This is a genomic window from Streptomyces sp. NPDC088354 (genome assembly GCF_044753585.1).
Lineage (GTDB): Bacteria > Actinomycetota > Actinomycetes > Streptomycetales > Streptomycetaceae > Actinacidiphila.
Window position 1 is genome coordinate 59,357 of the sequence record NZ_JBIVNJ010000004.1, and the last position, 25,138, is coordinate 84,494.

The 25,138-nt window shown below is 74.7% G+C and carries 20 protein-coding genes and 1 pseudogene; 11 read left to right on the plus strand and 10 right to left on the minus strand.

The features are described 5' to 3' along the window. Positions 1-39: 39 nt before the first annotated feature. The 5 genes from ACIP98_RS08605 (at position 40) to cobC (ending at position 6,277) form a co-directional block, all read left to right on the plus strand. A complete protein-coding gene (locus tag ACIP98_RS08605) occupies positions 40-2,070 on the plus strand; it encodes a putative cobaltochelatase (protein WP_401974489.1) in 2,031 nt (676 codons plus the stop codon). Continuing rightward, the gene (cobO, locus tag ACIP98_RS08610) at positions 2,070-2,675 is read left to right on the plus strand and encodes a cob(I)yrinic acid a,c-diamide adenosyltransferase (RefSeq protein ID WP_319661240.1); all 606 of its coding nucleotides are present in this window, start codon (positions 2,070-2,072) and stop codon (positions 2,673-2,675) included. Before ACIP98_RS08605 ends, cobO begins: the two co-directional genes overlap by 1 nt. Beyond that, complete coding sequence (locus tag ACIP98_RS08615; RefSeq protein WP_401974493.1) at positions 2,669-4,033, plus strand: cobyrinate a,c-diamide synthase; 1,365 nt, start codon at positions 2,669-2,671, stop codon at positions 4,031-4,033. The genes cobO and ACIP98_RS08615 overlap by 7 nt, the downstream gene beginning before the upstream one ends. A gap of 361 nt (positions 4,034-4,394) precedes the next feature. Continuing rightward, positions 4,395-4,823: a cobalamin biosynthesis protein gene (locus ACIP98_RS08620; protein ID WP_401974495.1), complete on the plus strand. Its 429-nt coding sequence runs from the start codon at positions 4,395-4,397 to the stop codon at positions 4,821-4,823. Between the two features lie 89 nt (positions 4,824-4,912). Beyond that, on the plus strand, positions 4,913-6,277 hold the full coding sequence (cobC, locus tag ACIP98_RS08625; RefSeq protein WP_401974821.1) for an Rv2231c family pyridoxal phosphate-dependent protein CobC: 1,365 nt from the start codon (positions 4,913-4,915) through the stop codon (positions 6,275-6,277). On the opposite strand, the gene ACIP98_RS08630 is transcribed toward cobC, so the two are convergent. From ACIP98_RS08630 to ACIP98_RS08645, 4 genes are all read right to left on the minus strand, one after another. Then, on the minus strand, positions 6,267-9,038 hold the full coding sequence (locus ACIP98_RS08630) for an ABC transporter substrate-binding protein (RefSeq protein WP_319661236.1): 2,772 nt from the start codon (positions 9,036-9,038) through the stop codon (positions 6,267-6,269). The genes cobC and ACIP98_RS08630 overlap by 11 nt on opposite strands. A 206-nt stretch (positions 9,039-9,244) precedes the next feature. Beyond that, positions 9,245-10,327, minus strand: coding sequence for an SCO1860 family LAETG-anchored protein (locus ACIP98_RS08635; RefSeq protein ID WP_401974498.1), 1,083 nt, complete (start codon positions 10,325-10,327; stop codon positions 9,245-9,247). Positions 10,328-10,539: 212 nt separating this feature from the next. After that, positions 10,540-11,616, minus strand: a complete 1,077-nt coding sequence (locus tag ACIP98_RS08640; RefSeq protein ID WP_319661234.1) for a Hint domain-containing protein — start codon at positions 11,614-11,616, stop codon at positions 10,540-10,542. 146 nt (positions 11,617-11,762) lie between these two features. Further along, positions 11,763-12,866, minus strand: coding sequence for an amidohydrolase family protein (locus ACIP98_RS08645; RefSeq protein WP_401974499.1), 1,104 nt, complete (start codon positions 12,864-12,866; stop codon positions 11,763-11,765). Between the two features lie 79 nt (positions 12,867-12,945). Between ACIP98_RS08645 and ACIP98_RS08650 the strand changes: the two genes are divergently transcribed. Together ACIP98_RS08650 and ACIP98_RS08655 are read left to right on the plus strand one after the other, a co-directional pair. Next, the gene (locus ACIP98_RS08650; protein WP_401974824.1) at positions 12,946-14,037 is read left to right on the plus strand and encodes a pyridoxal-phosphate-dependent aminotransferase family protein; all 1,092 of its coding nucleotides are present in this window, start codon (positions 12,946-12,948) and stop codon (positions 14,035-14,037) included. 304 nt (positions 14,038-14,341) lie between these two features. Continuing rightward, positions 14,342-14,572, plus strand: a pseudogene (locus tag ACIP98_RS08655) (diaminobutyrate acetyltransferase); the annotation flags it as partial. A 268-nt stretch (positions 14,573-14,840) separates the two neighbouring features. On the opposite strand, the gene ACIP98_RS08660 reads toward ACIP98_RS08655, so the two are convergent. Continuing rightward, the gene (locus ACIP98_RS08660) at positions 14,841-16,379 is read right to left on the minus strand and encodes an aldehyde dehydrogenase (NADP(+)) (RefSeq protein ID WP_401974501.1); all 1,539 of its coding nucleotides are present in this window, start codon (positions 16,377-16,379) and stop codon (positions 14,841-14,843) included. Between the two features lie 106 nt (positions 16,380-16,485). On the opposite strand from ACIP98_RS08660, the gene ACIP98_RS08665 reads away from it, so the two are divergent. Both ACIP98_RS08665 and ACIP98_RS08670 read left to right on the plus strand, forming a co-directional pair. Then, a complete protein-coding gene (locus ACIP98_RS08665; protein ID WP_401974503.1) occupies positions 16,486-17,253 on the plus strand; it encodes an IclR family transcriptional regulator in 768 nt (255 codons plus the stop codon). A 221-nt stretch (positions 17,254-17,474) separates the two neighbouring features. Further along, positions 17,475-17,867: a hypothetical protein gene (locus tag ACIP98_RS08670; protein ID WP_319661315.1), complete on the plus strand. Its 393-nt coding sequence runs from the start codon at positions 17,475-17,477 to the stop codon at positions 17,865-17,867. 24 nt (positions 17,868-17,891) lie between these two features. Here the strand turns inward: ACIP98_RS08670 and araD are convergent, their stop codons facing one another. Genes araD through ACIP98_RS08685 form a run of 3 tightly spaced genes read right to left on the minus strand, consistent with a single transcriptional unit; the run spans position 17,892 to position 21,263 of the window. Beyond that, positions 17,892-19,616: an L-arabinonate dehydratase gene (araD, locus tag ACIP98_RS08675; protein WP_401974506.1), complete on the minus strand. Its 1,725-nt coding sequence runs from the start codon at positions 19,614-19,616 to the stop codon at positions 17,892-17,894. A 34-nt stretch (positions 19,617-19,650) separates the two neighbouring features. Further along, a complete protein-coding gene (locus ACIP98_RS08680; protein WP_319661229.1) occupies positions 19,651-20,553 on the minus strand; it encodes a dihydrodipicolinate synthase family protein in 903 nt (300 codons plus the stop codon). A 50-nt stretch (positions 20,554-20,603) separates the two neighbouring features. Continuing rightward, positions 20,604-21,263 carry a GntR family transcriptional regulator gene (locus tag ACIP98_RS08685; protein WP_319661228.1) on the minus strand — a complete coding sequence of 220 codons (660 nt, stop codon included), beginning with the start codon at positions 21,261-21,263 and terminating at the stop codon, positions 20,604-20,606. Positions 21,264-21,549: 286 nt separating this feature from the next. On the opposite strand from ACIP98_RS08685, the gene ACIP98_RS08690 reads away from it, so the two are divergent. Then, on the plus strand, positions 21,550-21,675 hold the full coding sequence (locus ACIP98_RS08690) for a hypothetical protein (protein ID WP_319661227.1): 126 nt from the start codon (positions 21,550-21,552) through the stop codon (positions 21,673-21,675). A 116-nt stretch (positions 21,676-21,791) separates the two neighbouring features. Here ACIP98_RS08690 and ACIP98_RS08695 read toward each other — a convergent pair whose 3' ends face one another. Further along, the gene (locus tag ACIP98_RS08695; protein ID WP_401974509.1) at positions 21,792-22,967 is read right to left on the minus strand and encodes a hypothetical protein; all 1,176 of its coding nucleotides are present in this window, start codon (positions 22,965-22,967) and stop codon (positions 21,792-21,794) included. Positions 22,968-23,022: 55 nt separating this feature from the next. Beyond that, a complete protein-coding gene (locus tag ACIP98_RS08700) occupies positions 23,023-23,958 on the minus strand; it encodes a 5-dehydro-4-deoxyglucarate dehydratase (protein ID WP_401974511.1) in 936 nt (311 codons plus the stop codon). A 214-nt stretch (positions 23,959-24,172) separates the two neighbouring features. On the opposite strand from ACIP98_RS08700, the gene ACIP98_RS08705 reads away from it, so the two are divergent. Next, positions 24,173-24,982, plus strand: a complete 810-nt coding sequence (locus ACIP98_RS08705) for an NAD-dependent epimerase/dehydratase family protein (protein WP_401974514.1) — start codon at positions 24,173-24,175, stop codon at positions 24,980-24,982. Positions 24,983-25,138: the final 156 nt, after the last annotated feature.

Consider the following 25,138-nt stretch of genomic DNA (forward strand, 5'->3'; position numbering starts at 1 on the left):
GCCGTGCCGTGACGTCCGTACCCTCGAGGAGGCAGCCGCGTGAGCACCCCTTACCCCTTCACCGCGATCGTCGGGATGGAGGACCTGCGGCTGGCGCTGCTGCTGAACGCGGTGAGCCCGGCCGTGGGCGGCGTGCTGGTACGCGGCGAGAAGGGCACCGCGAAGTCCACGGCGGTGCGGGCGCTGGCGGCGCTGATGCCGCGGGTGGACGTGGTCGCGGGCTGCCGCTTCAGCTGTGATCCGGCGGCGCCGGACCCGGCGTGCCCGGACGGGCCGCACCCCTCCGCGGCGGAGCCGGCGTCGCGGCCGGCGCGGATGGTGGAACTGCCGGTGGGCGCGTCCGAGGACCGCCTGGTCGGGGCGCTGGACATCGAACGGGCCCTGGCGGAGGGCGTGAAGGCCTTCGAGCCGGGTCTGCTGGCCGACGCGCACCGCGGCGTGCTGTACGTGGACGAGGTGAACCTGCTCCACGACCACCTCGTCGACCTGCTGCTGGACGCCGCCGCGATGGGCGCGTCCTACGTCGAGCGGGAGGGCGTCTCCGTGCGCCATGCCGCGCGGTTCCTCCTCGTGGGCACGATGAACCCCGAGGAGGGCGAACTGCGCCCGCAGTTGCTGGACCGCTTCGGGCTGACCGTGGAGGTCCGGGCGTCCCGGGAGACCGACGAGCGGGTGGAGGTCGTGCGCCGCAGGCTGGCGTACGACGAGGACCCGGCGGCGTTCGCCGCCGAGTGGGAGGCCGAGGAGGGATCGCTGCGGGCCCGGATCGCCGCGGCGCGGGAACTGCTCCCCTCGGTCCGCCTCGGGGACGGCTCGCTGCGCCAGATAGCCGCGACGTGCGCGGCCTTCGAGGTGGACGGCATGCGCGCGGACATCGTCATGGCGCGCACGGCGACCGCGCTGGCCGCCTGGGCGGGCCGCCCGGAGGTGACCGACGCGGACGTGCGGCAGGCCGCCCTGCTCGCGCTGCCGCACCGCAGGCGCCGCAACCCCTTCGACGCGCCCGGCATGGACGAGGACAAGCTCGACGAAACGCTGGAGCAGCACCGCGGCGGGGACGAGGACCCCGACCCCGGCCCCGAGCCGGACGGGGGTCCGGACGGCGGCGGCGACGGCCCCGGCGGTGGCGGCCGGCCGCCGCGGGCCGACGACGGGACGCCGCCGGACGCACCCCCGGAAACCGCCGCGGACAGCGACCCGGACGGCACCCCCGGCGCCGCGCCCGGCGCCGGTGCGCCCCGCGAGCAGGCGGCGGTGCCCTCGGCGGAGCCGTTCACGGCGCGCGCCCTGACCGTGCCGGGCCTCGGCGAGGGCGCCGCCGGCCGCCGGTCCCGGGCCCGTACCGCGCACGGCAGGACCACGGGCGCCCGCCGCCCGCGCGGCACGCTGGGCAAGCTGCACCTGGCGGCGACGGTGCAGGCGGCCGCCCCGCACCAGCGGGACCGCGGCCGCGGCGGACCCGGGCTGGTGATCCGCCGGGACGACCTGCGCGAAGCGGTGCGCGAGGGCCGTGAGGGCAACCTCGTGCTGTTCGTGGTGGACGCGTCCGGCTCGATGGCGGCCCGGCGGCGCATGGGCGCGGTCAAGGGCGCGGTGCTCTCGCTGCTGCTCGACGCGTACCAGCGGCGCGACAAGGTCGGACTGATCACCTTCCGCGGCACGGGCGCCGAACTGGCCCTGCCGCCGACCTCGTCGGTGGACGCGGGCGCGGCGCGCCTGGAGAAGCTGCCGACCGGCGGCCGCACCCCGCTGGCCGCCGGGCTGCTCAAGGCACACGAGGTGCTGCGCGTGGAGCGGTTGCGGGACGCCGCGCGCCGCCCGCTGCTGGTGGTCGTCACCGACGGCCGGGCGACCGGCGGCCCCGAGCCACTGCCCCTGGCGTCGCGGGCCGCCCGGCTGCTGGCGGCCGGCGGTGTCGCGTCGGTGGTCGTCGACTGCGAGACCGGGCCGGTCCGGCTGGGTCTCGCCGGCGTGCTGGCCCGCGAACTGCGGGGTACCGCGGTGACGTTGGACGAGCTGCGCGCGGACAGCGTCGCGGCACTGGTGCGGGACGTACGGAGGGCCGCGTAATGCCACAGGGACAGCCGAGTGTCGTGCCGGAGGACGGGCTGACCACGCGCCAGCGCCGCAACCGGCCGCTGGTCATGGTGCACACCGGCACCGGCAAGGGGAAGTCGACCGCTGCCTTCGGGCTCGCGCTGCGGGCGTGGAACCAGGGCTGGCCGGTCGGGGTGTTCCAGTTCGTCAAGTCGGCGAAGTGGAAGGTCGGTGAGGAGCGCGCGCTGCGCGTGCTCGGCGCCTCCGGCGAGGGCGGCACCGTCGCCTGGCACAAGATGGGCGAGGGCTGGTCCTGGTTGCAGCGCGACAGCCGCGACGTCACGGAGAGCGAGGACGCCGCCCGCGAGGGCTGGGAGCAGGTGAAGCGGGACCTGGCCGCCGAGACCTACCGGCTCTATGTGCTGGACGAGTTCGCCTACCCGCTGCACTGGGGGTGGATCGACACCGACGAGGTGGTCTCGGTGCTGCGCGAGCGGCCCGGCACCCAGCACGTCGTCATCACCGGGCGCAACGCCCCGCAGCCGCTGCTGGACTTCGCGGACCTGGTCACCGAGATGGGCAAGGTGAAGCACCCGATGGACGCCGGCCAGAAGGGCCAGAGGGGCATCGAGTGGTAGCCAGGCTCGTCGTCGCGGCCCCGTCCTCGGGCAGCGGCAAGACCACGGTGGCCACGGGCCTGATGGCCGCCTTCGCGGAGTCCGGGCTCGCGGTCTCCCCGCACAAGGTGGGCCCGGACTACATCGACCCCGGCTACCACGCGCTGGCCACGGGCCGCCCGGGCCGCAATCTCGACGCGTACATGTGCGGTCCCGAGCGGATCGCGCCGCTGTTCCTGCACGGGGCGCGCGGGGCCGATCTCGCGGTCGTGGAGGGCGTCATGGGGCTCTTCGACGGGGCCTCGGGAATGGGTGAGCTGGCGTCCACCGCGCACGTGGCGAAACTGCTGCGGGCACCGGTGGTGCTGGTCGTCGACGCCTCCTCGCAGTCCCGGTCGGTGGCGGCCCTGGTGCACGGCTTCGCCTCCTGGGACCCGGAGGTGCGGGTCGCCGGCGTCATCCTCAACAAGGTCGGTTCCGACCGCCACGAGGAACTGCTGCGCGACGCCCTGGACGGCGCGGGCGTACCGGTGCTGGGCGCGCTGCGCCGGGACGCCGCGGTCGGCACGCCCTCCCGGCACCTGGGGCTGGTGCCGGTCGCCGAACGGCGCGCGGACGCCGTGGAGGCGGTACGGACCCTGGCGGCGCGGGTACGGGCGGGCTGCGACATGGACGCGCTGCTGGCCCTGGCACGCAGCGCTCCCCCGCTCGCGGACGAGCCCTGGGACCCGCGGGCGGCGATCGGCCCGGCCGCCCCCGTCGCCGCGGTCGGCCGGCCGGTGGTCGCCGTGGCGGGCGGCGCGGCGTTCACCTTCTCCTATGCCGAGCACGTCGAGCTGCTCAGCGCCGCCGGGGCGGAGGTCGTCACCTTCGACCCGCTGCGCGACGAGCGGCTGCCGCGGGACACCGCGGGGCTGGTCGTCGGAGGCGGCTTCCCCGAGATGCACGCGCCCGAGCTCTCCGCCAACGCGCCGCTGCGCGAGGCGGTCGCGGCCTTCCCCGGTCCGCTGACGGCGGAGTGCGCCGGGCTGCTGTACCTCGCGCGCGAACTCGACGGACGTCCGATGTGCGGGGTCCTGGACGCGACGGCCCGCATGTCCGAGCGGCTGACGCTCGGCTACCGCGAGGCGGTCGCGGTGGCGGACAACGTGCTGGCGGCGGCCGGAACGCGGGTGCGGGGGCACGAGTTCCACCGCACGGTCGTCGAACCCGGCGCGGGCGCCGTCCCGGCCTGGGGATTCACCCGACCCGAGCGGCGCGTGGAGGGCTTCGCGCGGGGCGCCGTCCACGCCTCGTACCTCCACGTGCACTGGGCCGCCGAGCCCTCCCTGGCACGGCGGTTCGTGGCGGCCTGCGCGAACGCGGGCGCGTCCGCGTGAGCGAAGTGCCGGCCGCCGCGGACCTGGGCCACCCGACCGTCCCCGCCACCGGGAACACGGCCGCCATCGCGCCTCGCCGCCGCCCCACAGCAGACGACGGGCAACCAGCGGCCCGGCACCCACGCGCGACCGCGGCCATCGGCACCGCCCCGCCCCGGAACTCCCCCACGACCGAAATGCCGCCGCCTGACGGGCGAAAGCCGGTCGCCGCGGGCCCGGGCCACCCGGTCGTCCCCGCAAGGGCGCACCGTCGCCGTCCCACGGCAGGCAACAGGCAACCAGCGGACCGGCATCCGCGCCTGAGCGCGCCGGCCCGGGCGTTCGCCGGGGCCGGGCGGCGCGGGGTGGGCAGGACCGCCGCATGAGCGTGGTCGTCGGGGTCGGCGCGGGGCGGGGCGTGGCAGCGGCCGAAGTGCTGGCACTCGTACGGCGCGTGCTGGCCGTGGCGGGCGTGGGGAGCGCGTGCCTGGCCGCGGTGGCCACCCTCGACGCCCGGGCGCGCGAGCCGGGGATCGCGGCCGCGGCCGAGGCGCTCGGGGTGCCCCTGCTGGCGTACGACGCCGATACGCTGGCCGCCGTGGATGTGCCGACGCCCTCCGGAGCCGCGCTGGCCGCCGTGGGAACGCCGTCCGTGGCCGAGGCGGCGGCGCTCGCCGCGGCGCCCGGCGGCGAACTGCTCGTCCCGAAGACGAAGTCCGTCCCCGACGGCGGGGGCGCGGCCCGGGCGACGGCCGCGGTGGCGCGCCGGCGTGGCCCCGCGGCAGGCACCAACGAGGAGAAGGCACCGTGAGCATCCCGCCCGAGGACGTACTGGAGCGGCGTGTCGAGGCGGCGCTGGGCGGCGGACGCCGGACTCCGCAGGACCTGGCGGCCACCCTGGTGCTGCTCGTCGCCGCCGGGTCCCCTGAGCCGGCGGACAACGCCGAGGCGGTGCGGGCGGCCCGCCTGCTGTGGGAGGGACGCGGGTACGCGGGCGTGGAGACCGCCTTCGTGTCCGACGCGGCCCCCGACGTCCCGGCCGGACTGGACCGCTGCCGGCGGCTGGGGGCGCGGCGGATCGTCGTGCTGCCCGCCGTCCCGGTGGACGGGGACACCGCCCGGCGGGCCCGGCAGCAGGCGGAGGGCTGGGCGGAGGCGCACCCCGGGCTCGACGTCCGCTGGGCGGGCGCGCACCCCGCCGAGTCCGCCACCGAACCCGACGACGGCCACGACCTGCGCCACCACGGCGACGCCGAGGTGCGCGACGGCGGCGGCACGCTCACCGACCTGGCCGTCAACGTGCGCGCCGGAACGCCCCCTGCCTGGCTGCGCGAACACCTCACCGCGGCCCTGGACGGCCTCGCCGGCTACCCCGACGGGCGGGCCGCGCGCCGGGCCGTCGCGGCGCGGCACGGCAGGCCGCCGGAGGAGGTGCTGCTCACGGCAGGCGCGGCGGAGGCGTTCGTCCTGCTGGCCCGCTCGCTCGGGGCACGCCATCCGGCCGTGGTGCACCCGCAGTTCACCGAGCCGGAGGCGGCGCTGAGGGACGCCGGGCACAGCGTCCACCGCGTGCTGCTGACCGCGGGGAGCGGATTCCGGCTGGACGCGGACGCCGTGCCGGCACGGGCCGATCTCGTGGTGCTCGGCAATCCGACGAACCCCACCTCCGTCCTGCACCCCGCCGAGGAGATCGTGCGCCTGGCGCGTCCCGGCCGCACTCTGGTGGTGGACGAGGCGTTCATGGACGCGGTGCCCGGCGAGTACGAGTCACTGGCCGCCCGGCGCGATGTGCCGGGCCTGCTGGTGCTGCGCAGCCTGACCAAGACGTGGGGGCTCGCGGGGCTGCGGGTGGGCTACGTCCTGGGCGACCGGGAGCGGATCGCCGCGCTGGAGCGGGCGCAGCCGCTGTGGCCGGTCTCCTCGCCCGGTCTGGCCGCGATCGAGGCGTGCTGCGGGCCCGCCGCGCGCGACGAGGCGGAGCGGGCCGCCCGCCGGATCGCCTCCGACCGGGGGCATCTGCTCGCCCGGCTGACCGAGTTCGACAGCGTCGAGGTGGCCGGCCCGGCGCTGGGTCCCTTCGTGCTGGTGCGCCTGCCGGGGGCGGCGGCGGTCCGTGAGCGGCTGCGGGAACTGGGCTTCGCGGTGCGCCGTGCGGACACCTTCCCCGGGCTGGGGCCGCAGTGGCTGCGGCTCGCGGTGCGCGACCGGGAGACGACGGACCGCTTCGCGGTGGCGCTGGCCAAGGCGGTCGCGGTCAGTTCCTGACGCCGAGCGCCTGCAGGTCGACACCGCCCAGGGCGGGCTGGACGTAGGCGTTGGTCAGGCGGGCCGAGCGGTAGTTGAGCCGTCGGTCGTAGAGGAACGGCAGCAGGGTGCCGCGGTCCTGGGCGGTGGAGTCGACGGTCCGCCACAGGTTGTCGGCGGCGTTGCGGTCGGTCGTCGTGTCGGCCTCGTCCATCAGGGCGTTGATCTCGCGGTCGTCGAGGGCCGCGTAGTTGCTGGGGCTGCCGGGCAGCAGCAGGGGCCGCAGGAAGCCGGCCGGCGACGGCCAGTCGGACTGCCAGGTGATCAGCGCGATGCCCCAGCCCTTGGCCTTGAGCTTCTTCTGGTCGGCGAGCACGGAGTAGTAGTCGGCCGGATCGGGCGTTTCGACCGTGGCCTTGACGCCGATCGTCGCGAGCTGGTCGCGCAGCGACTGGGCGGCCCGGCGGGCGACCGGGTCGCTGCCCGAGGCGGCGATGACGGTGCTGAACCCCTTGGCGTGGCCGCACTCGCCGAGGAAGCGCCGGGCCTGCTCGGGGTAACTGCCGCCGGTCACGGTGCCGTAGGTGTCCAGGTGGCGGTCGTGGCCGCCGACGGTCGGGGGCAGCATGCCGCCCGCGATGTCGCCGGCGTCCGCGCCCCCGAGGGCGTCGCGCAGGACACGCCGGTCGGCGGCGTACTGCACGGCCCAGCGGCAGCGGTAGTCGTCGAAGGGCGCGACGGCGGTCTGCAGCGAGAAGTAGCGCACGGCCCCGGTGGTGACGAGGTCGGCACGGGACTTCAGGGTGTCGTCGGCGAGGATCCTGGCGCGGGCGGCGTCCTGCACCCCGGTCTGGGCGGCGTCGAGGTCGGCGGTGCCGTCGAGCAGCGCGGTGTCCACGGCCGCGGCGTCGGGGGCGATCGTCAGCTCGACGGTGTCCGGCAGCGCGGTGCGTATGGAGTCGGTCGACGCGTCCCACCGGTCGTTGCGGACGAGCGTGAGCCCCTTGGCGGCGTCGTAGGAGGCGATCCGGTAGGGACCGCTGGCCACCGGCTGCTTCTCGTAACTCATCCGGCTGTCCTTGCCCTTGGGCACGGGCGAGGACATGGGGAGGGCGAGCACGTACGGGAAGTCGGCGAAGGGCGCGTCGAGGTGGAAGACGATCGTGCGGTCGTCCGGGGTGCCGACGCTCTTCAGGCCCAACTGGTCCGGGTCGGTGTCCTTGTAGGGGCCCGGATAGTTCTGGCCCTGGTCGAGCAGGTCGCGCAGATGCGTGGGGCCGCCGGCGGAGAGGTCGGCGGCGAAGCTGCGCTCGATGCCGTACTTGACGTCCTTGGAAGTGATGGGCGTGCCGTCCTCGAAGGCGATGTGCTCCTTGAGGGTGTACGTGTAGGTGCGGCCGCCGTCCGAGATCCGCCCGGTGGTGGTGGCGAGGTCCGGGGCGAGGCGGGTGCCCGCGGCACCGGGCTGCGGGGCGAAGTCGACGAGCTTGCGCAGGTAGAGGCGGCCGAGGTTCCACACCAGTGGGGAGTAGGTGCGGGCCGGGTCGAGGGAGTCCGGCGCGTAGGCGGAGATCAGCCGCAAGGTGCCGCCCCTGGCCGCGGAGGGGCTGACGGCGCCGGTGAGCGCCCCGTTGTAGCCACCGGTGGACCTGCGGGCGGCGATCAGGTCCTGGGCGACGGGAGTGACCGGGTCCTTCTTCTTGTCGCCGCCGAAGGGGTTCACGACGACGGCCACGGTGATCAGCACGGCGGCCACCGCGGCGGTGGCCGCGCCGATGACACCCCAGCGGCGGCGCGGCACGCGGGGGCCGGGGACGGGGGGCGTCGGCGTGGAGTCCCAGCCGGGGCGCTGCGCGGGGACGGCCCAGGGGCCGTAGGACGGGGGGTTGTAGGCGGGGTGCTGGGGCATCGGGGCCTGCTGCGGCGGCGCAGGCAGTGCGCGCGGGGCGGTGGGCGGGGTGCGGGAGGCGAGCCAGCCGCTCAGCCGGTCCTTCATCTGGCCGGCGCTCCGCGGGCGCAGTGCCGGGTTCTTGGACAGGGCCGACAGCACGATCGCGTCGAGCGCGGGGGGCACCGTCGGGTTGCGGGCGGAGGGCGGCATCGGCGTCCGGTGGACGTGCGCGTACATCACGCCCAGTGGGGTGGCGCCCGTGAACGGCACGGTGCCGGTGAGGAGTTCGGTGAGCATGCAGGCGACCGCGTACAGGTCGCTACGGGCGTCGACGGCGTCGCCCGCGCACTGCTCGGGGGACATGTAGCCGGGCGTGCCGATCGCCGAGCCGGTGCCGGTGAGGCCGGTGAGGGAGTGCACGACGCGCGCGATGCCGAAGTCGGCGACCTTGACCGCTCCCCCGGTGGTGATCAGCACGTTGGAGGGCTTCACGTCCCGGTGCACCAGGCCGCGGGCATGGGCGTGGGCGAGCGCGTCGAGGATGTCGCAGGTGATGCGGACGGCCCGCTCGATCTCCATCGGGGCCTGGTCGCGGGCGAGTTCGGACAGGGTCCGGCCCTCGATGTGCTCCATGACGAGGAAGGGGACGACCGCGTCCTGCGTGGTGATCTCGTCCTGGTCGTGGACGGTCACGATGCCGGGGTGGTTGAGTCCGGCGGCGGCCCTCGCCTCGCGGGCGAAGCGGCGGCGGGCCTCGGGATCGCGGGCCAGCTCCGGCAGCAGGGTCTTGAGTGCGACGGTGCGGCCCAGACGCGTGTCGTACGCGAGATGGACCCGGGCCATCCCCCCGGACCCGAGCAGCGCCCGGATCTCGTACCGTCCCCCGAACATGAGACCCCCCGGCCCCGTCCGCGGCGGGTGCGCGGACACTCCCCATCAGGGTAGTGGAAACAGCCCTTTTGCGACGTCGGCCGTACCCGACTGTGGACAACGGCCGTGGAGGGCGGCTGCGGACACGCGGCACACGCCGCCGCCACCGCCCTCCACGGACCTCTCCCCCCTGACCCCCGAACCGCCCCCGGGGTCACCCGGACCCGTCAGTCCCGGGCGTTCTGGGTCGCCGTCCTGCGGCGGGTCATGCGGATCACGACGAAGCCGACGGCGAAGAGCAGCACCGAACCACCCGCGAGGTAGGGCGTCATGCTGCTGCTGCCGGTCTCGGCGAGGTTCCCTGCCACGGCCTGGGCGGACGGGGCGGAACCGGGCGATCCGCCGGCGTCCACCGGCTGGGGGGACGCGCTCGGCTCCGCCGACGTGCTGGGCGGCTCGGACTCGTCGCCGGGCTGCGGGGTGGGCATCGCGCTGTCCTCGTCGTCCCCGCCGGGCTTGCCGCCGCCGTGGCCCCCGCCGTGGTCACCGTCGTGACCGCCGCCGTGGCCCCCGCCGTGGTCGCCGCCCCCGCCGCGGCCCGGCGTCTCGCAGGTGGCCTGCACGAGCGTGACCGTGCCCTTGACGTCGGCGACGTTGAGCTTGAGCGGATCGATGGAGACGTTGAGCTCCAGGGCGGTGGCCGCGGCGGTGCGCGAGGTGACGACCCTCTTGGCGAGGTCGAGCCGGACCTCGCCGACACCGGGCACCCTCACCTCGGTGGGACCGCCCGCGGTGACCCGGACGCGCTTGCCGAGCACGGTGACCCAGCCCGGCAACTCGGTGTCGGCGACGGGACGTTCGCCGGCCTCGCAGGTGGCCCGGGAGGTGATCGCGTCGGCCTTGATGAGCCCGATGAGCGGCAGTCCGGGGACATGGACGCGCGCGTGCACCAGGTTGGCGTACCCCTCGGCCTTGTGGCGGTCGACGGTGGCCCGGGCGGTGGCGACATCCGCCTGCAGGACGCTGAACGGGCGTCCGCGGTCGACGCCGTCGAGGGTCGCGGTGAGCGCGGTCTCGTCGGCGCTCGCGGGCGCCTGGACCTCGTTGAGCGTGAGGTCGAGCGGCACGTCGACGGTCTTGTTGAGCAGGGACACGTCCAAGCCGGTGCGCAGGACGACGGCACCGGCCTTGCCGGAACCGCCGTGCGACCCCTCGGTGGCCGCGGCCGGGGACGCCGGCCCGAGCGCGAGGGCGCCCGCCGCCAGCGCGACGGCGGCCCCCAGCGAGGCAGCCGAGCGGCGTGCGGGCATGCTGAAGGGAGAGCTGTACAAGGTGGAAAACCCCCAACTGGTCATGGAGTCGCCACAGCGCCGCTGAAGGGGACAGCGCGCTCGCCGGGCGACCTCGACCCCGTAATGATTTACGTACAGAGAGTGAACCGGCACCGTCCTGGCGCCGGTTCACTCCAAAGGGTGGTTTTCGTCCCCGTATTCGAACCTTCAGGCACGTACGTTCCCGTGCGTCACACCTGCGCTCGCGCGTATTCGAGCAGCTTCGCGAAGTCCAACGCTCCAGGATCACCGTGGGTGTTGTGGCAGAGCAGCCCCGCCGCCACATAGGTGCGGGTCGACGTCGACAGGGAGGCGATCGGCTGCTCGCCCACGGGCTCCGCCGCCAGCACCTCGGCCTCGCCGGTCGCCTCGGCGACGGCGGTGCCCTCCCATCCGGGCGGCACGGCGGTCCCGGCGCGCACGATCCGGTGCTTGCCCGGGGTGAGTTCACGGCTCGCCACCCACACGTCGCCGTGCGGCAGCCGGACCAGCCAGGGGTGGTCGGCGGTCGCCACCACCTCCCCGGCGGAGGTGGTGATCCGCCAGCACTCCTTCCTGGCCGGGTCGTTGCGTGTCACCACCCCGCGCCGCCACAGCCTGCGCCCGCCCTCCTCGTCGAACGAGGCGATCTCGTCCCCCACCCGGAGGTCCCCCGCGCGCACCGGGCCGCCGTCGGCACGCAACACCGGGGTTTCGGGGTGCACGCAGTTCTCCGGGACGTGCTGGTGCCCGCAGATCCCGTTGAAGGCGTTCCACTGCCGCGCGGTCATCCGCTGGCCGCCCGCGCTGCCGTACGACCTGGGGTAGGGAAGCCACAGCTTCGGACCGCTCAGGGGCACGTCGTGCTCGGTGTGCATCCAGGCCAGGAAGGCCGCGAGTTCGCGCAGTGCCCACTGGGGCGCCTTCGGCCAGTACACATGGCCGGGCGTGGTGCCCCAGTCCTCGTGGGTCTCGGGGTCGCAGGTGCCGACGAGCTCCACCTGGCAGACGTTGAGGGTGTTGGTCTCCACGCCGCCCGGCCGGTTGACCAGGGCGCGGGAGGAGATGTCGATGTCGAAGTGCTGGTACCAGACCAGCTTCTGGCGGGCGAAGTCCGGCTGCGCGGTCAGATTGGGGGCGCTGGAGCCCTCGTCGTAGGAGGGCACGGACCTGCCCTCGGTGGTGTGCAGCACGATGGCGTTGACCTCCATCGCGTCCCCGCCGTAGTCGTCCTGGTACCAGTACCTGCGCGATGCCCCCGGATACTTCTGCGGCCCCTGCCTGGTCATGGTGCTCCCCGTCCCGTCGTGCGGATTCGGCCGGTTGTACCGATCGCAGCACGCCGCGGCAGGCCGGGCCCGCCGATCCGGGCGGAATCACCCGAATCGGGGTGGAGTGTGGTAAACCCGCGTCCGGGAGTACCGGCCGCGCGGGATCAGCCGACGACGCGCCCGCGCAGCACCACGCGCCGGGGCGCGGTCAGGACACGCACGTCGACACGGGGGTCGGCCTCGTAGACCACGAGGTCGGCGGAGGCGCCCTCGGTGAGGCCGTCCCTGCCGAGCCACTCGCGGGCGGACCAGGTCGCGGCCGACAGGGCGTCGAGCACCGGGATCCCCGCGGTGACCAGTTCGGCGACCTCACCGCCGACGAGGCCGTGCGCGAGGGAACCGCCGGCGTCGGTGCCGGCGAAGATCCGGATGCCGGCGTCGTGGGCCGCCCGGACGGTGTCGTAGCGACGGGCGTGAAGCCGCCGCATGTGGTCCGCCCAGCGCGGGAACTTGGCCTGGCCGCCGTCCGCGAGCCGCGGGAACGTCGCGATGTTGACGAGCGTGGGGACGATCGCCACGCCGCGTTCGGCGAAGAGCGGGATGGTCTCCTCCGTCAGGCCGGTGGCGTGCTCGACGCAGTCGATGCCCGCCTCGACGAGATCGCGCAGGGAGTCCTCGGCGAAGCAGTGCGCGGTGACCCGGGCGCCCTCCTCGTGGGCGGCGGCGATGGCCTCCTCGACGGCGCCGCGCGGCCAGCAGGCGGACAGGTCCCCGGTGTCGCGGTCGATCCAGTCGCCGACCAGTTTCACCCAGCCGTCGCCGCGCCGCGCCTCCTGGCGGACGTAGGCGACCAGGTCCTCCGGCTCGACCTCCCAGGCGAAGTTGCGGATGTAGCGCCGGGTGCGGGCGATGTGCCGGCCCGCGCGGATGATCCGCGGCAGGTCCTCGCGGTCGTCGATCCAGCGAGTATCTGAAGGCGAACCCGCGTCGCGGATCAGCAGGGTGCCGGCGTCGCGGTCGGTGAGGGCCTGCTTCTCCGAGGTGTGCGGTTCGACGGGGCCGTGGTGGTCCAGGCCGACGTGGCAGTGCGCGTCGACCAGGCCGGGCAGCGCCCAGCCCTCCACGGTGGTGACGTCGCGGACCCCGGCCGGGCGGTCGTAGGTCACGCGGCCGTCGACCACCCACAGCTCGTCCCGGACGTCCTGCGGCCCGGCCAGGATCCGGCCCTTGATGCGGAGCGCCGGCGCCGGCGCCTGGTGATCAGCCATGTCCGCACTCTACGAGGCCGCGAGTACGCTCGGGCCCGTACAGCCCTCGAACAGCACCGACGAAGGAAGCAGCGCCGCCGTGTCCCACCCCCTCCTTGACCTGCCCCCGCTGACCGCCGGCCGCTTCGCCTCGATCGAACGGAAGGTCGCGGCCCTGCTGCGGACCGGGAACGACGTGGTGATCACGCAGGGCGAGGCGCTGCTGCCCCTGGAGGGCTGCATCCGCTCCGGCGCGCGGCCCGGCGGGACGGCGCTCAACGTGGTGACCGGGCCCTACGGGCAGACCTTCGGCGACTGGCTGCGCGACGCGGGCGCCCACGTGGTCGACCTGGAGGTGCCCTTCCACGCCGCGGCCGGCGCCGGGGACGTGGCGCGGGCACTGGCCGAGCACCCGGGCATCGACTTCGTCTCCCTGGTGCACGCGGAGGCGGCGACCGGCAACACCAACCCCGTCGCGGAGATCGGCGAGGTCGTGCGGGCGCACGGGGCGCTGTTCATGGTGGACGCGGTGGCCTCGGTGGCGGCCGAGCCGCTGGAGGTCGACGCGTGGGGCGTGGACCTGTGCGTGATCGGCGCCCAGAAGGCGATGGGCGGTCCCGCGGGCGTGTCCGCGGTCTCGGTGAGCGAGCGGGCCTGGCGGCGCTTCGCGGAGAACCCGGCGGCGCCGCGGCGCTCGTACCTGTCGCTCCTGGACTGGAAGCAGCGCTGGATCGACACCGGCCGCAAGGCGCTGCCGCACGCGCCCGCGCAGTTGGAGATGCTCGCGCTCGAAGCCTGCCTGGAGCGCATCGAGGAGACCGGACTCGGCACGGTCCTCGCCCGGCACCGCGCCGCCGCCGCGGCGACCCGGGCCGGCGCCGCCGCGCTCGGCGCCGCGCTGGAGCCCTATGTGCACCGCGCCGCCGACGCCGCACCGGTCGCCACGACGCTGCGCGCCCTGGACGGCGTCGCCGCCGACGACCTGGTGGCGCGGGTGCTCGCGGTGGACCCCGCGCTACCCCTGGTGGCCGGCGGCGGAGCGCTCGCCGGGGAGATGGTCCGGGTCAACCACTACGGCCCCGACGCCTCCCTCGACGTCGTCCTGCGCACCCTGCGCGCCGTCGGGGCGGCCCTCGACGTGACGGACCCGGCCGCCGCACTCGCCGCGGCCGAATCCGCCTGGACGGGCTGACCGGTCGCATCGAATTCGCGTGCGGAATTCCCCGCGGGGAATTCCGCACGCGAAATGCATTCCTCTTGCCGTGCTTATTCGCCCATGATCTCCTGCCCAACGCCCCCGGCCCCAAACGCCAAGATTTCATAGACGTCACGTGACGATTTTCCGCTGCGATCGACACCATAAAGTGGTCGTTCTGCCCCGGAATATCCGGGTGAACCCACCGTAACCGCCGGGGTTTCGCGCGCCTTCGGTCCCGGCCGCGCACAAGGCCGCGGAGACATGCGGAATGAAATTCCGGCCGCTACGTTGCTCTCGCATGACCGCCGCAAGTGAATTGCTGCTCGACACCCCGGCGATCGAGGACGGGACCGCCCTGTGGCGTATCGCCCGCGATTCCCGGACGCTGGACCTGAACTCCCCCTACAGCTATCTGCTCTGGTGCCGGGACTTCGCCCGGACCTCGGTGGTGGCCCGCTCCGCACGCGGCGGACGCGAGGAGGCAGTGGGCTTTGTGACCGGCTACGTACGGCCGGACAGCCCGCGCACCCCCCTCCGGGGATCAGGCGCATATGGAGACGGAGGGGGCGGGGTCGTAGGGGTGGATGTTCTGGACGCTGCGGGATATTTGTGCGCACCATCCGGGCAGGGACGGGATGAGCAAGTGCTGGAAACGCGCGTAAATATCCCAGTCCAGGACGTGCAGCCCCGGAGGCACCGCACCCGGCCCCCACGACACGCGCGCCGGGGCGCGTGACTTCACAGGGCACCCGGGAGGGCGGGCGGGGAAAAAACCTCCCCGCACAGCCAGCGCAGCGTCAGGCGTCGCGGCGCCCATTGAAGCGGCGCGGCACCCCCCGCGGATTCGCGTCCCGCAACTCCGCCGGCAGCAGCGCCTCCGGCGCGTCCTGGTAGACGACGGGCCGCAGCCAGCGCTCGATCGCGGTACCCCCCACGGACGTGGACGTCGACGTGGTGGCGGGGTACGGGCCGCCGTGGTGCATGGCGGGGGCGACGGCGACGCCGGTCGGCCAGCCGTTCACCACGACGCGCCCGGCCAGCGGGGTCAGCCTGCGCAGCAGCTCCGCCCCGGCGCCGGACGGCTCCGCGCCGGACGCCTCGGCCTCGCCGAGGTGCGCGGTGGCCGTGAGGTTCCCGGGGAGCCGGCCGAGCACGCCCTCGACCTCCTCCGCGTTCGCGTACCGCGCGATGACCGTCACGGGCCCGAAGTGCTCCTCCAGGAGCACGTCGTGGGCGCCGCCGCCCTCCGCCAGGCGGGCCGCCGGGACGGAGACGAAGCCGGCCCGCACCAGGTGCTCGCCGCCGTCGCCGGGCTCGACGGGCGCGTCCACATCGGGCAGCGCGGTCAACTCGCCGACGCCCGCGATGAAGTTGTCCCGCATGCGCGCGTCGAGCAGCGTGCCCGGCGTGACGTCGCCGACGGCCGCCGCCAGGGACTTGAGCAGCCGGTCGCCCGCCTCGCCCTGCGGTGCGAGGACGAGGCCCGGCTTGACGCAGAACTGCCCGACGCCGAGCGTCATCGCCCCGGCGAGGCCGGCGCCGATCTGCTCGGCGCGCTCCTCCGCCGCGGCCTCCGTGACGACCACGGGGTTGAGGCTGCCCAGCTCGCCGTGGAACGGGATCGGCACCGGCCGCGCGGCGGCCGCGTCGAAGAGGGCGCGCCCGCCCCGTACCGACCCGGTGAAGCCGGCGGCGGACACGAGCGGGTGCCGGACGAGGTCGATGCCGGCCTGGAAGCCGTGCACGACGGAGACGACGTCGGCGGGGAGACCGACGGCGACGGCGGCGCGGCGCAGCGCGTCCGCGCACAGCTCGCTGGTGGCCGGGTGGTCGGGGTGCGCCTTGACGACTACGGGGCAGCCCGCGGCGAGGGCGCTCGCGGTGTCGCCTCCGGGCACGGAGAAGGCGAGCGGGAAGTTGCTGGCGGCGTAGACGGCCACGACGCCCAGCGGGATCTTCCAGCGCCGCAGGTCGGGGCGGGGCGGGGCGAGCGAGGCGTCGGCGTGGTCGATGATGACGTCGAGGTAGGCGCCCTCGTCCACGATGTCGGCGAAGGCGCGCAACTGGTAGGCGGTGCGGCCGAGTTCGCCGGTGAGCCGGACCGGCCCGAGGGCGGTCTCGGCATCGGCGGCCTCCAGGATGCGAGGGCCGGCCTCCTCCAGGAAGTCGGCCGCGGTGCGCAGCAGGCGGGACCTGACCTCGCGGTCGGCCAGCGCCGGGGAGGCGGCGGACGCGGCGCGCACCACGGCGTCGACCTCCTCGGCCGTGGCCTCGACGGCGACCTGCTCCCGCTGCTTCCCGGTACGGGGATCGACGCTCCACACTGGTACGGCCACCGCGGGTACCTCCAGGCCTTCCGTTCGATATGCTGAACAGCATCCGCAACTGTGAATCTGTTCGGGAGCCTACTTGCGCGGGTCCCGGCCGAACAAGAGGGGTCCCATGGCTGCAGGTGAGGGCGGCGCGCAGGTCAAATCCGCGGTGCGGACGGTGGAACTGCTGGAGTTCTTCGCCGGCAAGCCCGGCATGCACAGTCTCGCCGCCGTGCAGGAGGCGGTCGGCTACCCGAAGTCCAGCCTCTACATGCTGCTGCGCACACTCGTCGAGCTCGGCTGGATCGAGACCGACGCGACCGGCACCCGCTACGGCATCGGGGTGCGCGCCCTGCTGGTCGGCACCTCGTACATCGACGGCGACGAGGTCGTCGCCGCGGCCCGCCCCACCCTGGACCGGCTCTCGGACGACACCAGCGAGACCATCCACCTGGCGCGCCTCGACGGCACGAGCGTGGTGTACCTGGCGACCCGTCAGTCCTCCCACTACCTGCGGCCGTTCACCCGCGTCGGCCGGCGGCTGCCGGCCCACTCGACCTCGCTCGGCAAGGCGCTGCTGGCCACGTACACCGACGAGCAGGTCCGCAAGCTGCTGCCGGAGATGCTGGAACCGCTGACCGAGCACACCCACACCGACCGCGAGAAGCTGATCGCCGAACTACGCCAGATCCGCGAGCAGGGCTACGCGGTGGACCGCGAGGAGAACACCCTCGGCCTGCGCTGCTTCGGCGTCGCGATCCCCTACCGGACGCCCTCCCGGGACGCGATCAGCTGCTCGGTGCCGGTGGCCCGGCTGACCCCGGCGCACGAGCAGCTGATCAAGGACGCCCTCTTCGACGCGCGCGACCGGCTCACCCTGGCCACGCGCCGGCTGTGAAGGTCCCGGTCGGCACTCCTCCCGCAGGACCCGGACCGCGCCCGGCCGGACGCCACCGGACACCCTCAGTACCGCCGCGGTCACCGGCCCGCGGGAACGCGCCGGTGCGGCAGGGGCTGGCCTGAACATCCCCTAGGATCAAGGGAGTTGGGGCGCCGCACGCTGCCGTCCCAGGACTTGGAGGACCGGTGCGTCTCCCCCGCTCCCTTTCCGGCTGGACCATGGCCGTCTTCGGTCTGCTCGCCGCCGCGCTCGGCATCGTCGGGATCGTCTCGCCCGCCGTGCAGCTGTCCCTGCTCGGCTTCCACCGGCCGGACGCCCGCGCGGGCGGGGACTACACGCTGGTCTTCCTCACCGCCTCCTCCATGGCCGCCCTCAACATGGGCGTCTACTACGTGCTGGCCGCGCTCGCCGACTGGCGTGCCTTCTTCCGCTGGACCGTGCCCTTCCGCCTGCTCACCTTCACGGTCTTCACCACGGCCGTGATCATCGGCCGGGCGCCCTCCGGTTTCCTCGGCGTGGGCGTGTGGGAGGGCGTCGGCGCCCTCGTGACGGGCACCGCGCTCTGGTACGAGGGCCGGCGCGCGCCGGCCCGTCCCGCGCCGGCGGTCTGAGCGACCGTCCCGGCCGGACGGGTATCAGCCCGCGTACGGCTCCGGCACCTCCCCGGGCCTGGCCAGGAAGCGGAAGTCGCAGCCGGTGTCGGCCTGGGTGATCTGGTCCTGGTACAGCGCGCCGTATCCGCGGCCGAAGCGCGGCGGTGGCGCCTGCCACCGGTTCCGGCGGCGTGCCAGCTCGGCGTCGTCGACCTCCAGGCGCAGGGTGCGCGCCCCGACGTCGAGAGTGATCCGGTCGCCGGTGCGGACGAGGGCGAGTGGCCCGCCGACGTACGACTCGGGCGCGACGTGCAGGACGCACGCGCCGTAACTCGTGCCGCTCATCCGGGCGTCGGAGATCCGCACCATGTCCCGGACGCCCTTCTTGAGCAGCCGGCCGGGGATGGGGAGCATCCCGTACTCCGGCATGCCCGGCCCGCCGAGTGGGCCGGAGCCGCGGAGCACCAGGACGCTGTCCTCGGTGATGCCGAGGCCGGGGTCGTCGATGGTGCGCTGCAGCGTCCGATAGTCGTCGAAGACGACGGCCGGGCCGGTGTGCCTCAGCAGGCGCGGCTCGGCGGCGATGTGCTTGATGACGGCGCCGTCCGGGCACAGGTTGCCGCGCAGGACGGCGACGCCGCCCTCGGCCGCCAGCGGGTGGTCCAGCGGCCGGATGACGTCCTCGTCGTGCACGCGGGCACCGGCGAGCTGCTCGCGCAGGGTGGCGTGGCCGACGGTCGGCCGGTCCAGGTGGAGCCGTCCGGCGTCCCGCAGCCGGGTCAGGAAGGCGGGCAGGCCGCCCGCGAAGTGGAAGTCCTCCATCAGGTACCGGCCGCCGGGACGCACGTTCGCCAGCACCGGGACCGTACGGGCGATCCGGTCGAAGTCGTCCAGGGTGAGCCGGACGCCGCTGCGCCCGGCCATCGCGATCAGGTGGATCACGGCGTTGGTCGAGCCGCCGAGGGCCAGCACGGTGGCCACCGCGTCCTCGTACGCCTCGCGCGTGAGGATCGCCGGCAGCCGCAGGTCCCGCCGCACCAGGTCGACGATCCGCATCCCGGAGGCCGCCGCCATCCGGTCGTGCCCGGAGTCCACGGCGGGTATCGACGAGGCGCCGGGCATCGTCACGCCCAGCGCCTCCGCGGCGGCGGTCAGCGTGGAGGCGGTGCCCATGGTCATGCAGTGGCCCGGCGAACGGGCCAGGCCGCTCTCGAGCTCCGCCATCTCGCAGTCGCCGATGAGGCCCGCCCTTCTGTCGTCCCAGTACTTCCACATGTCGGTGCCGGAGCCCAGCACTTCGCCCCGCCAGTGTCCGGGCAGCATCGGCCCGGCGGGGACGAAGACGGCCGGCAGGCCGGCACTGGCGGCGCCCATGAGCAGCGCGGGCGTCGACTTGTCGCAGCCGCCCATCAGGACGGCGCCGTCCACCGGGTAGGAGCGCAGCAGCTCCTCGGTCTCCATGGCGAGCAGGTTGCGGTACAGCATGGGGGTCGGCTTCTGGTAGGTCTCCGAGAGCGTCGCCACGGGGAACTCCAGGGGGAAGCCGCCCGCCTGCCACACCCCCCGCTTGACCGCCTGGGCGCGGTCGCGGAGATGGACGTGGCAGGGGTTGATGTCGCTCCAGGTGTTGAGGATCGCGATCACCGGCTTGCCCAGGTGCTCCTCGGGCAGGTAGCCCAGCTGCCGGGTGCGGGCCCGGTGGCTGAACGAGCGCAGGCCGTCCGTGCCGTACCACTGGTGACTGCGCAGCTCCTCGGGCGTCCTCATCGGCCGGTGGTCCTTCCGTGCGCGGCGGGCCGGCTCACAGGTCCCAGCCGGCGATCAGGGCGGCCACCCGCGCGCGCCGGTCCCCGGGGAGCGGGTGGCTGGGCGGCCGTACGTCGCGGCGGCACTTCCCCAGCGCCGCCAGTGCCTCCTTGACCACGGACACGTTGTGCGCCGACCGGCCCTCGGCCCGCAGGTCCTCGAACTCCCGCACCCGCTCCCAGACCTTCATGGCGGCGGAGCGATCGCCGGCGCGCAGCGCGCGCAGCATCTCCAGGGAGATCCGCGGCGCCACATTGACCAGGCCCGAGGTGAAGCCGGTCGCGCCGACCGCCCAGTGGGCCGGTGCGTACAGCTCGGCCAGGCCCGCGACCCAGGTGAAGCGGTCGAGCCCGGCGTCCCGGGCGACGGCGGCGAAGCGGGCCGGGTCCGGCACGGCGTACTTCACGCCGATGACGTTCGGGCACAGGTCCCCGAGCCTGCCGATCAGGGCGCCGTCCAGCGCGGCGTCCCGGACGTAGGGGACGACGCCGAGCTCGGGAACGGAGTCGGCGATGGCCCGGTGGTAGTCGACCCAGCCCTCCGGGGAGACGTAGGGGTGGACGGGCTGATGGACCATCACCGCCCCCGCACCCGCGTCGCGTGCGTGCCGGGCGGCGGCCACCGCGGTGGGCAGGTCGAGACCCACACCGGCGACGACCTGGGTGCCGGGGTCCGCCTCGGCCACGGTGAGCTCCACGACCAGGCGGCGTTCGGCCGGGTCCAGCGCGTAGAACTCGCCGGTGTTGCCGTTCGGCGTGACGGTGCGGACCCCGTGGTCGAGCATCCGGCGCAGCAGCGCCCGGTACGTGCCGCGCGCCACTCCTCCGTCCGCGCCGAAGGGGGTCACCGGGATCGCGACGACGTCGGCGAGTGCGGCGGACTGCTCTGCGAATGCCATGCGGTTGCCCTTCGGATCGGGGACCGGCCGGTTCCGGGCGCGGGCGCGGTTCAAGGGGCTTCGGCGTCACCGGGGAAGGCACGCGCGACGAAGCCCGCCATGTGGTCGTGCAGGAGGCGGGCCGCGCCCTCGGCGTCGCCGGCCTGCGCACGGGCGAGGATCTCCCGGTGCTCGCGCGCCTCCCGCTCCCAGGAGGGGTTCTCCCGCCAGGCGACGGACGACACCAGCGCCGCCTGGTCGCGGACGTCGTCGAGGATCCGGGCCAGCAGCGGATTGCCGCAGGGGCCGTACAGCGCCCCGTGGAAGTCCCGGTTGGCGAGCGACCGTTCGGCCCGGTCCGCGGCGGCGTCGGCCCGCTCCAGTGCCTCGCGGGCCGCGTCGAGCGGGGCACCGCGGGCGACGGTGCGGCGCAGCGCCTGAGGTTCCAGCAGGAGGCGCACATCGTAGATCTGACGGGCCATCAGCGCATCGACCGTGCGCACGGTCACGCCCCTGTACTGACTCGACACGACCAGGCCGGTGCCCGCCAGTGTCTTGAGCGCTTCCCGCACGGGCGTCTTGGACACCCCGAACCGTGCCGCGAGTTCGGTCTCGACCAGGGCCTGGCCCGGCGCCAGCAGCCCGGTCAGGATGCCGCGCCTGATCGTCTCCAGCACCACCTGGGTGCGGGACGGGATGGGGGTGGGCGCCGCGCCGGACAGCAGGTCCATGGAGAGGTCCCGGTTCTCGTGTATCGCGTCTCATATATGACGTACGAGGTACGACCCGACCGTAGGACGGCGCCCGAGCGCCGTCAATGGGCCCGGCGGGAAACGGGGATGACGGGCCGACGGGAGAGCGCCCGGTGCGGTGGCGCGGGCCGCGCCGGCGGGGCTTCTGCGTTCGGCCTGCAGGACGCACGTAGCACCGGACCCCGCCTCGGACCCCGGCCGGCGCGCCGCGCCCACCGCCCTGGCCGGCGGCGCGGGGGCCCGGCCGGCAGCCGGGCGCACACCCATGGGCGCCTCGACCGCGGCCACGTCCCCGGCGAGCCCCGCGCCCTCCGGCTCCCGCTCCGCGGGCGTGCCCGCACCCGGTGCGACGACCCTCGTCGAGGACCCGGGACACGACGTCAACACCTGAGGATGACGGCGGCCACCGGGGCGCAGCTGCACTGCTCCCCGAGAGCGCCGCAGCAGCGCGGCGAGGTCGTCTTCGACTGGCTGCGGGACACGCCGAAGGCGCGCTGAGCCGGGCGCTCAACCGCCGGCGGGCAGTGCGGCCAGCGCGTCGCGCACCGCGGCGAGGTCCGCGTCCGCGGCGAGCCCGGCGTGGTAGAGCCGCAGCTCGGTCGCGCCGAGCGCGGCGGCCCGGGCGGCGTCCGCGGCCAGGGTGTGCGGGCTGCCGCCCATGCCCGCGACGACGGGGAAGTTGGCGGCAAGGACGGTGCCGGGACGGGCGTGCGGGGCGCAGGCGGCGAGGTGGTCGGTGCCCGGCAGGACCAGGCCGTCGGCCAGGGCCAGGATGTGCGCCGGGTCCACGCCGACGTTGGCGCCGGCGCGGTGCGGATGCGGGTCCGCGTGCAGGAGGACGCGGAATCCGGGCGGGGCCGCCGCCCGCACCGCCTCCACCGCGGCCCGCTGCACGTCGCGGGCGACGCCGGTGCGCCAGTCGAGGGTCAGTGCCGCGAGGTCCGTCCCGAGCAGTTTCTCGACGTCGGCCCATTCTTCGGGGCCCGGCGCCCATCCGCCGGCCCACACGGGCTCCAGCGCCGCCCGCACCGCCGCCCGCAGCTCCCGCGGATCGGCCCCCAGGCCCGCGTAACCCGCCTCGCACACCTCGCAGAAGCACAGGGACATCAGGTACTGCGCGGCGCCGGGCAGCGGGACGCCGCCGATCTTGTCGTGCGCGTGCAGATGCGCCAGGCCGTACCAGCCGCAGCTCTCCAGTTCGGTGCCGTCGGTGCCGGGCCGCACGGCGGCCTCCGCCGCGAGCGCGACGAGGTACTCGCGCACCTCCGGCCGGGCCACGCACGGCGCCCAGGGGTAGCGGTCGCCGAAGGCGTTGCGGACCGTGATGCGCGGATGCTCGTCCCCCAGGCGGGAGTTGTGGGCCAGCACGACCCAGGAGTGCACGGGCAGCCCGGCCGCCCGCAGGGACTCGGCGGCCGCCCCGTACGCGTCGGGACCGCCCGCCCAGTCCTGGGTGTACGGCCGCAGGGCCCGTCCCGCCCAGTGCCCCGGGTCGGGCGGGTAGTGGACGGCCGCGTGCCGGGCGGTGACGACCCGCCGGGCGGGGTGGCGCGGGGTGAGCGCCCGCGTGGAGTGGTAGGCGGAGGCCAGGGTGACCTGCCGGACACCGAGGGCGGCCAGGCGCTCGGCGGCGTCCGGGTCACCGACGACGTCCCAGGGATAGACGAAGGTGGAGGCTCTCAACTCGGCTCCCTTCTCGCGAGGTTGACTGGAGGGCGGGGCTGCCGTGCGCGGTCGGTCAGTCCTCGCCCAGCAGCGCGAGTCCGCGGTCGATGAGCTCGGCCAGTTCCTTCACGTGCGCCGGGGCGGGCTCCGACAGCGGCGGCCGCACCTCGCCCACGTCCAGGCCGCGCAGCCGTACGCCCGCCTTGACCAGGGAGACGGCGTAACCGCGGCCCTGCTGGCGCAGCTCGACCAGAGGCCGGTAGAAGCCGTCGAGGAGCCGGTTCACCGTGGTGTCGTCGCCGGTGGTCAGGGCGCGGTGGAAGGCGAGGGCGATCTCGGGGGCGAAGCAGAAGACGGCGGAGGAGTAGAGGGTGACGCCGATGCCCCGGTAGGCCAGGCCGGTGAGCTCGGCGGTCGGAAGGCCGTTGAAGTAGCGGAAGTCCCGGTCCGGCACGGAGCTGCGGACGGCGCTGACGATGCGCTGCATCAGGTCGAGGTCGCCGACGCCGTCCTTGAGGGCGATGATCCGCGGGATGCGCGCGAGTTCGACGACGGTGGCCGGGGTGAACACCGCGTTGTCGCGCTGGTAGACGATGACGTCCAGGGAGGTGCCGGCGGCCAGGGCGGCGTAGTGGCGGAGCAGTCCGCCCTGGTCGGCGACGACCAGGTAAGGGGGCATCGCGAGCAGCCCGTCGGCGCCCGCCTCCTCGGCGAGCCGGGCGAACCGCAGGGCGAGGGCGGTGCCGTAGCCGGCGCCCGCGACCACCGGCACCCGGCCCGCGCTCTCCTCCACGGCGGCCGCCACGCAGTCCCGGAACTCCTCGGGTGTCAGCGCGTGGAACTCCCCGGTGCCACAGCAGGCGAACACCGCCCCCGCGCCCGCCTCGATCCCCGCGCGCACATGCGCCCGGAAGGCCTCCAGGTCCACGGCTCCGTCCGGCGCGAAAGGCGTCACGGGAAAGAACAGCAGGCCGTCGAGGCGCGCGGCGAGTGAGACGGCTTCGGTCATCGCGTTCTCCCTGCAAGCTGGCAGCGACTGTGCGCTCATCTGATCCATGTCCATATTCATGAACGCGTTCACGCTAAAGCAGCACATATGGAGGGGTCAAGGAAGAGAGCCGCTGGTGGTGGTCTCTTGACGGGTCCCCAGGGGCTCTCTAGCGTGTCCATACATATGAATGGCGTCCACAGACGTGGACCACGGCGACCGAGGAGACCCGCGCATGCCCGCTCCCCGCACCATCCTGCTCACCGGCGCCGCGGGCGGCCTGGGCACCCTGATGCGCGAACTCCTCCCCGCCCACGGTTACGACCTGCGCCTCTTCGACGTGGCCCCCGTGCAGGGGGCGCCCGTCGCCATCATCGGGGACCTCGCCGACCGGGCGGCCCTGCGCGAGGCCGTGCGCGGCGTCGACGCGATCGTGCACCTCGCGGCCATCTCCCTGGAGTCCTCCTTCGAGAAGATCCTGCACGCCAACATCGAGGGCACCTACCACCTCTACGAGGCGGCCCGCGAGGAGGGCGTCCGGCGGATCGTCTTCGCCTCCAGCAACCACGCCGTCGGCTTCACCCCCCGCCCGGTCGGGGACGACCCCCTCATCCCGGTCGACACCCCGCGGCGCCCGGACACCTTCTACGGGCTGTCCAAGGGCTTCGGCGAGGACCTCGCCCAGCTCTACTGGGACCTGCACGGGCTGGAGACGGTCTCCGTCCGCATCGGCTCCTGCTTCCGCGAGCCCACCTCCGTGCGCATGCTCTCGGTCTGGATGAGCCCGGAGGACGGCGCCCGGCTCTTCCACGCCGCCCTCACCGCCGAGGGCGTCGGCCACACCGTGGTGTACGGCAGCTCCGCCAACACCCGCCTGTGGTGGGACCTGTCCGGCGCCCGCGCCCTGGGCTACGAGCCCCGCGACGACTCCGAGCCGTACGCCGCGAAGCTCATCGCCGAGCAGGGCGAGCTCGACCCCGCCAACCCCGACCACGCCCACCTGGGCGGCCACTTCACCACGCACCCGCCGATGTGGCCGCACTGACCGCCCGGCGGTCCGCGCCGCGCGCGGACGGCCCCGCGACCCGGTGGCCCGCTCGTGGCGGGGCTCGTACCGGCCCACCCTGCCGCCACCCGGCAGACGGAACCCGGTCGCCCTCCCCCAGCGCGCGCCGGTGACCGGCTGCGTGAACCCGGCGCC

What these genes read in the sequence shown, in the direction of transcription:
- cobO (WP_319661240.1), top strand. Translation starts at nt 2,070, where the DNA reads ATGCCACAGGGACAGCCGAGTGTCGTGCCGGAGGACGGGCTGACCACG.
- ACIP98_RS08620 (WP_401974495.1), top strand. Translation starts at nt 4,395, where the DNA reads ATGAGCGTGGTCGTCGGGGTCGGCGCGGGGCGGGGCGTGGCAGCGGCC.
- ACIP98_RS08630 (WP_319661236.1), bottom strand. Translation starts at nt 9,038, where the DNA reads ATGTTCGGGGGACGGTACGAGATCCGGGCGCTGCTCGGGTCCGGGGGG.
- ACIP98_RS08635 (WP_401974498.1), bottom strand. Translation starts at nt 10,327, where the DNA reads ATGCCCGCACGCCGCTCGGCTGCCTCGCTGGGGGCCGCCGTCGCGCTG.
- ACIP98_RS08640 (WP_319661234.1), bottom strand. Translation starts at nt 11,616, where the DNA reads ATGACCAGGCAGGGGCCGCAGAAGTATCCGGGGGCATCGCGCAGGTAC.
- ACIP98_RS08645 (WP_401974499.1), bottom strand. Translation starts at nt 12,866, where the DNA reads ATGGCTGATCACCAGGCGCCGGCGCCGGCGCTCCGCATCAAGGGCCGG.
- ACIP98_RS08665 (WP_401974503.1), top strand. Translation starts at nt 16,486, where the DNA reads ATGGCTGCAGGTGAGGGCGGCGCGCAGGTCAAATCCGCGGTGCGGACG.
- ACIP98_RS08670 (WP_319661315.1), top strand. Translation starts at nt 17,475, where the DNA reads ATGGCCGTCTTCGGTCTGCTCGCCGCCGCGCTCGGCATCGTCGGGATC.
- araD (WP_401974506.1), bottom strand. Translation starts at nt 19,616, where the DNA reads ATGAGGACGCCCGAGGAGCTGCGCAGTCACCAGTGGTACGGCACGGAC.
- ACIP98_RS08680 (WP_319661229.1), bottom strand. Translation starts at nt 20,553, where the DNA reads ATGGCATTCGCAGAGCAGTCCGCCGCACTCGCCGACGTCGTCGCGATC.
- ACIP98_RS08685 (WP_319661228.1), bottom strand. Translation starts at nt 21,263, where the DNA reads ATGGACCTGCTGTCCGGCGCGGCGCCCACCCCCATCCCGTCCCGCACC.
- ACIP98_RS08690 (WP_319661227.1), top strand. Translation starts at nt 21,550, where the DNA reads ATGGGCGCCTCGACCGCGGCCACGTCCCCGGCGAGCCCCGCGCCCTCC.
- ACIP98_RS08700 (WP_401974511.1), bottom strand. Translation starts at nt 23,958, where the DNA reads ATGACCGAAGCCGTCTCACTCGCCGCGCGCCTCGACGGCCTGCTGTTC.
- ACIP98_RS08705 (WP_401974514.1), top strand. Translation starts at nt 24,173, where the DNA reads ATGCCCGCTCCCCGCACCATCCTGCTCACCGGCGCCGCGGGCGGCCTG.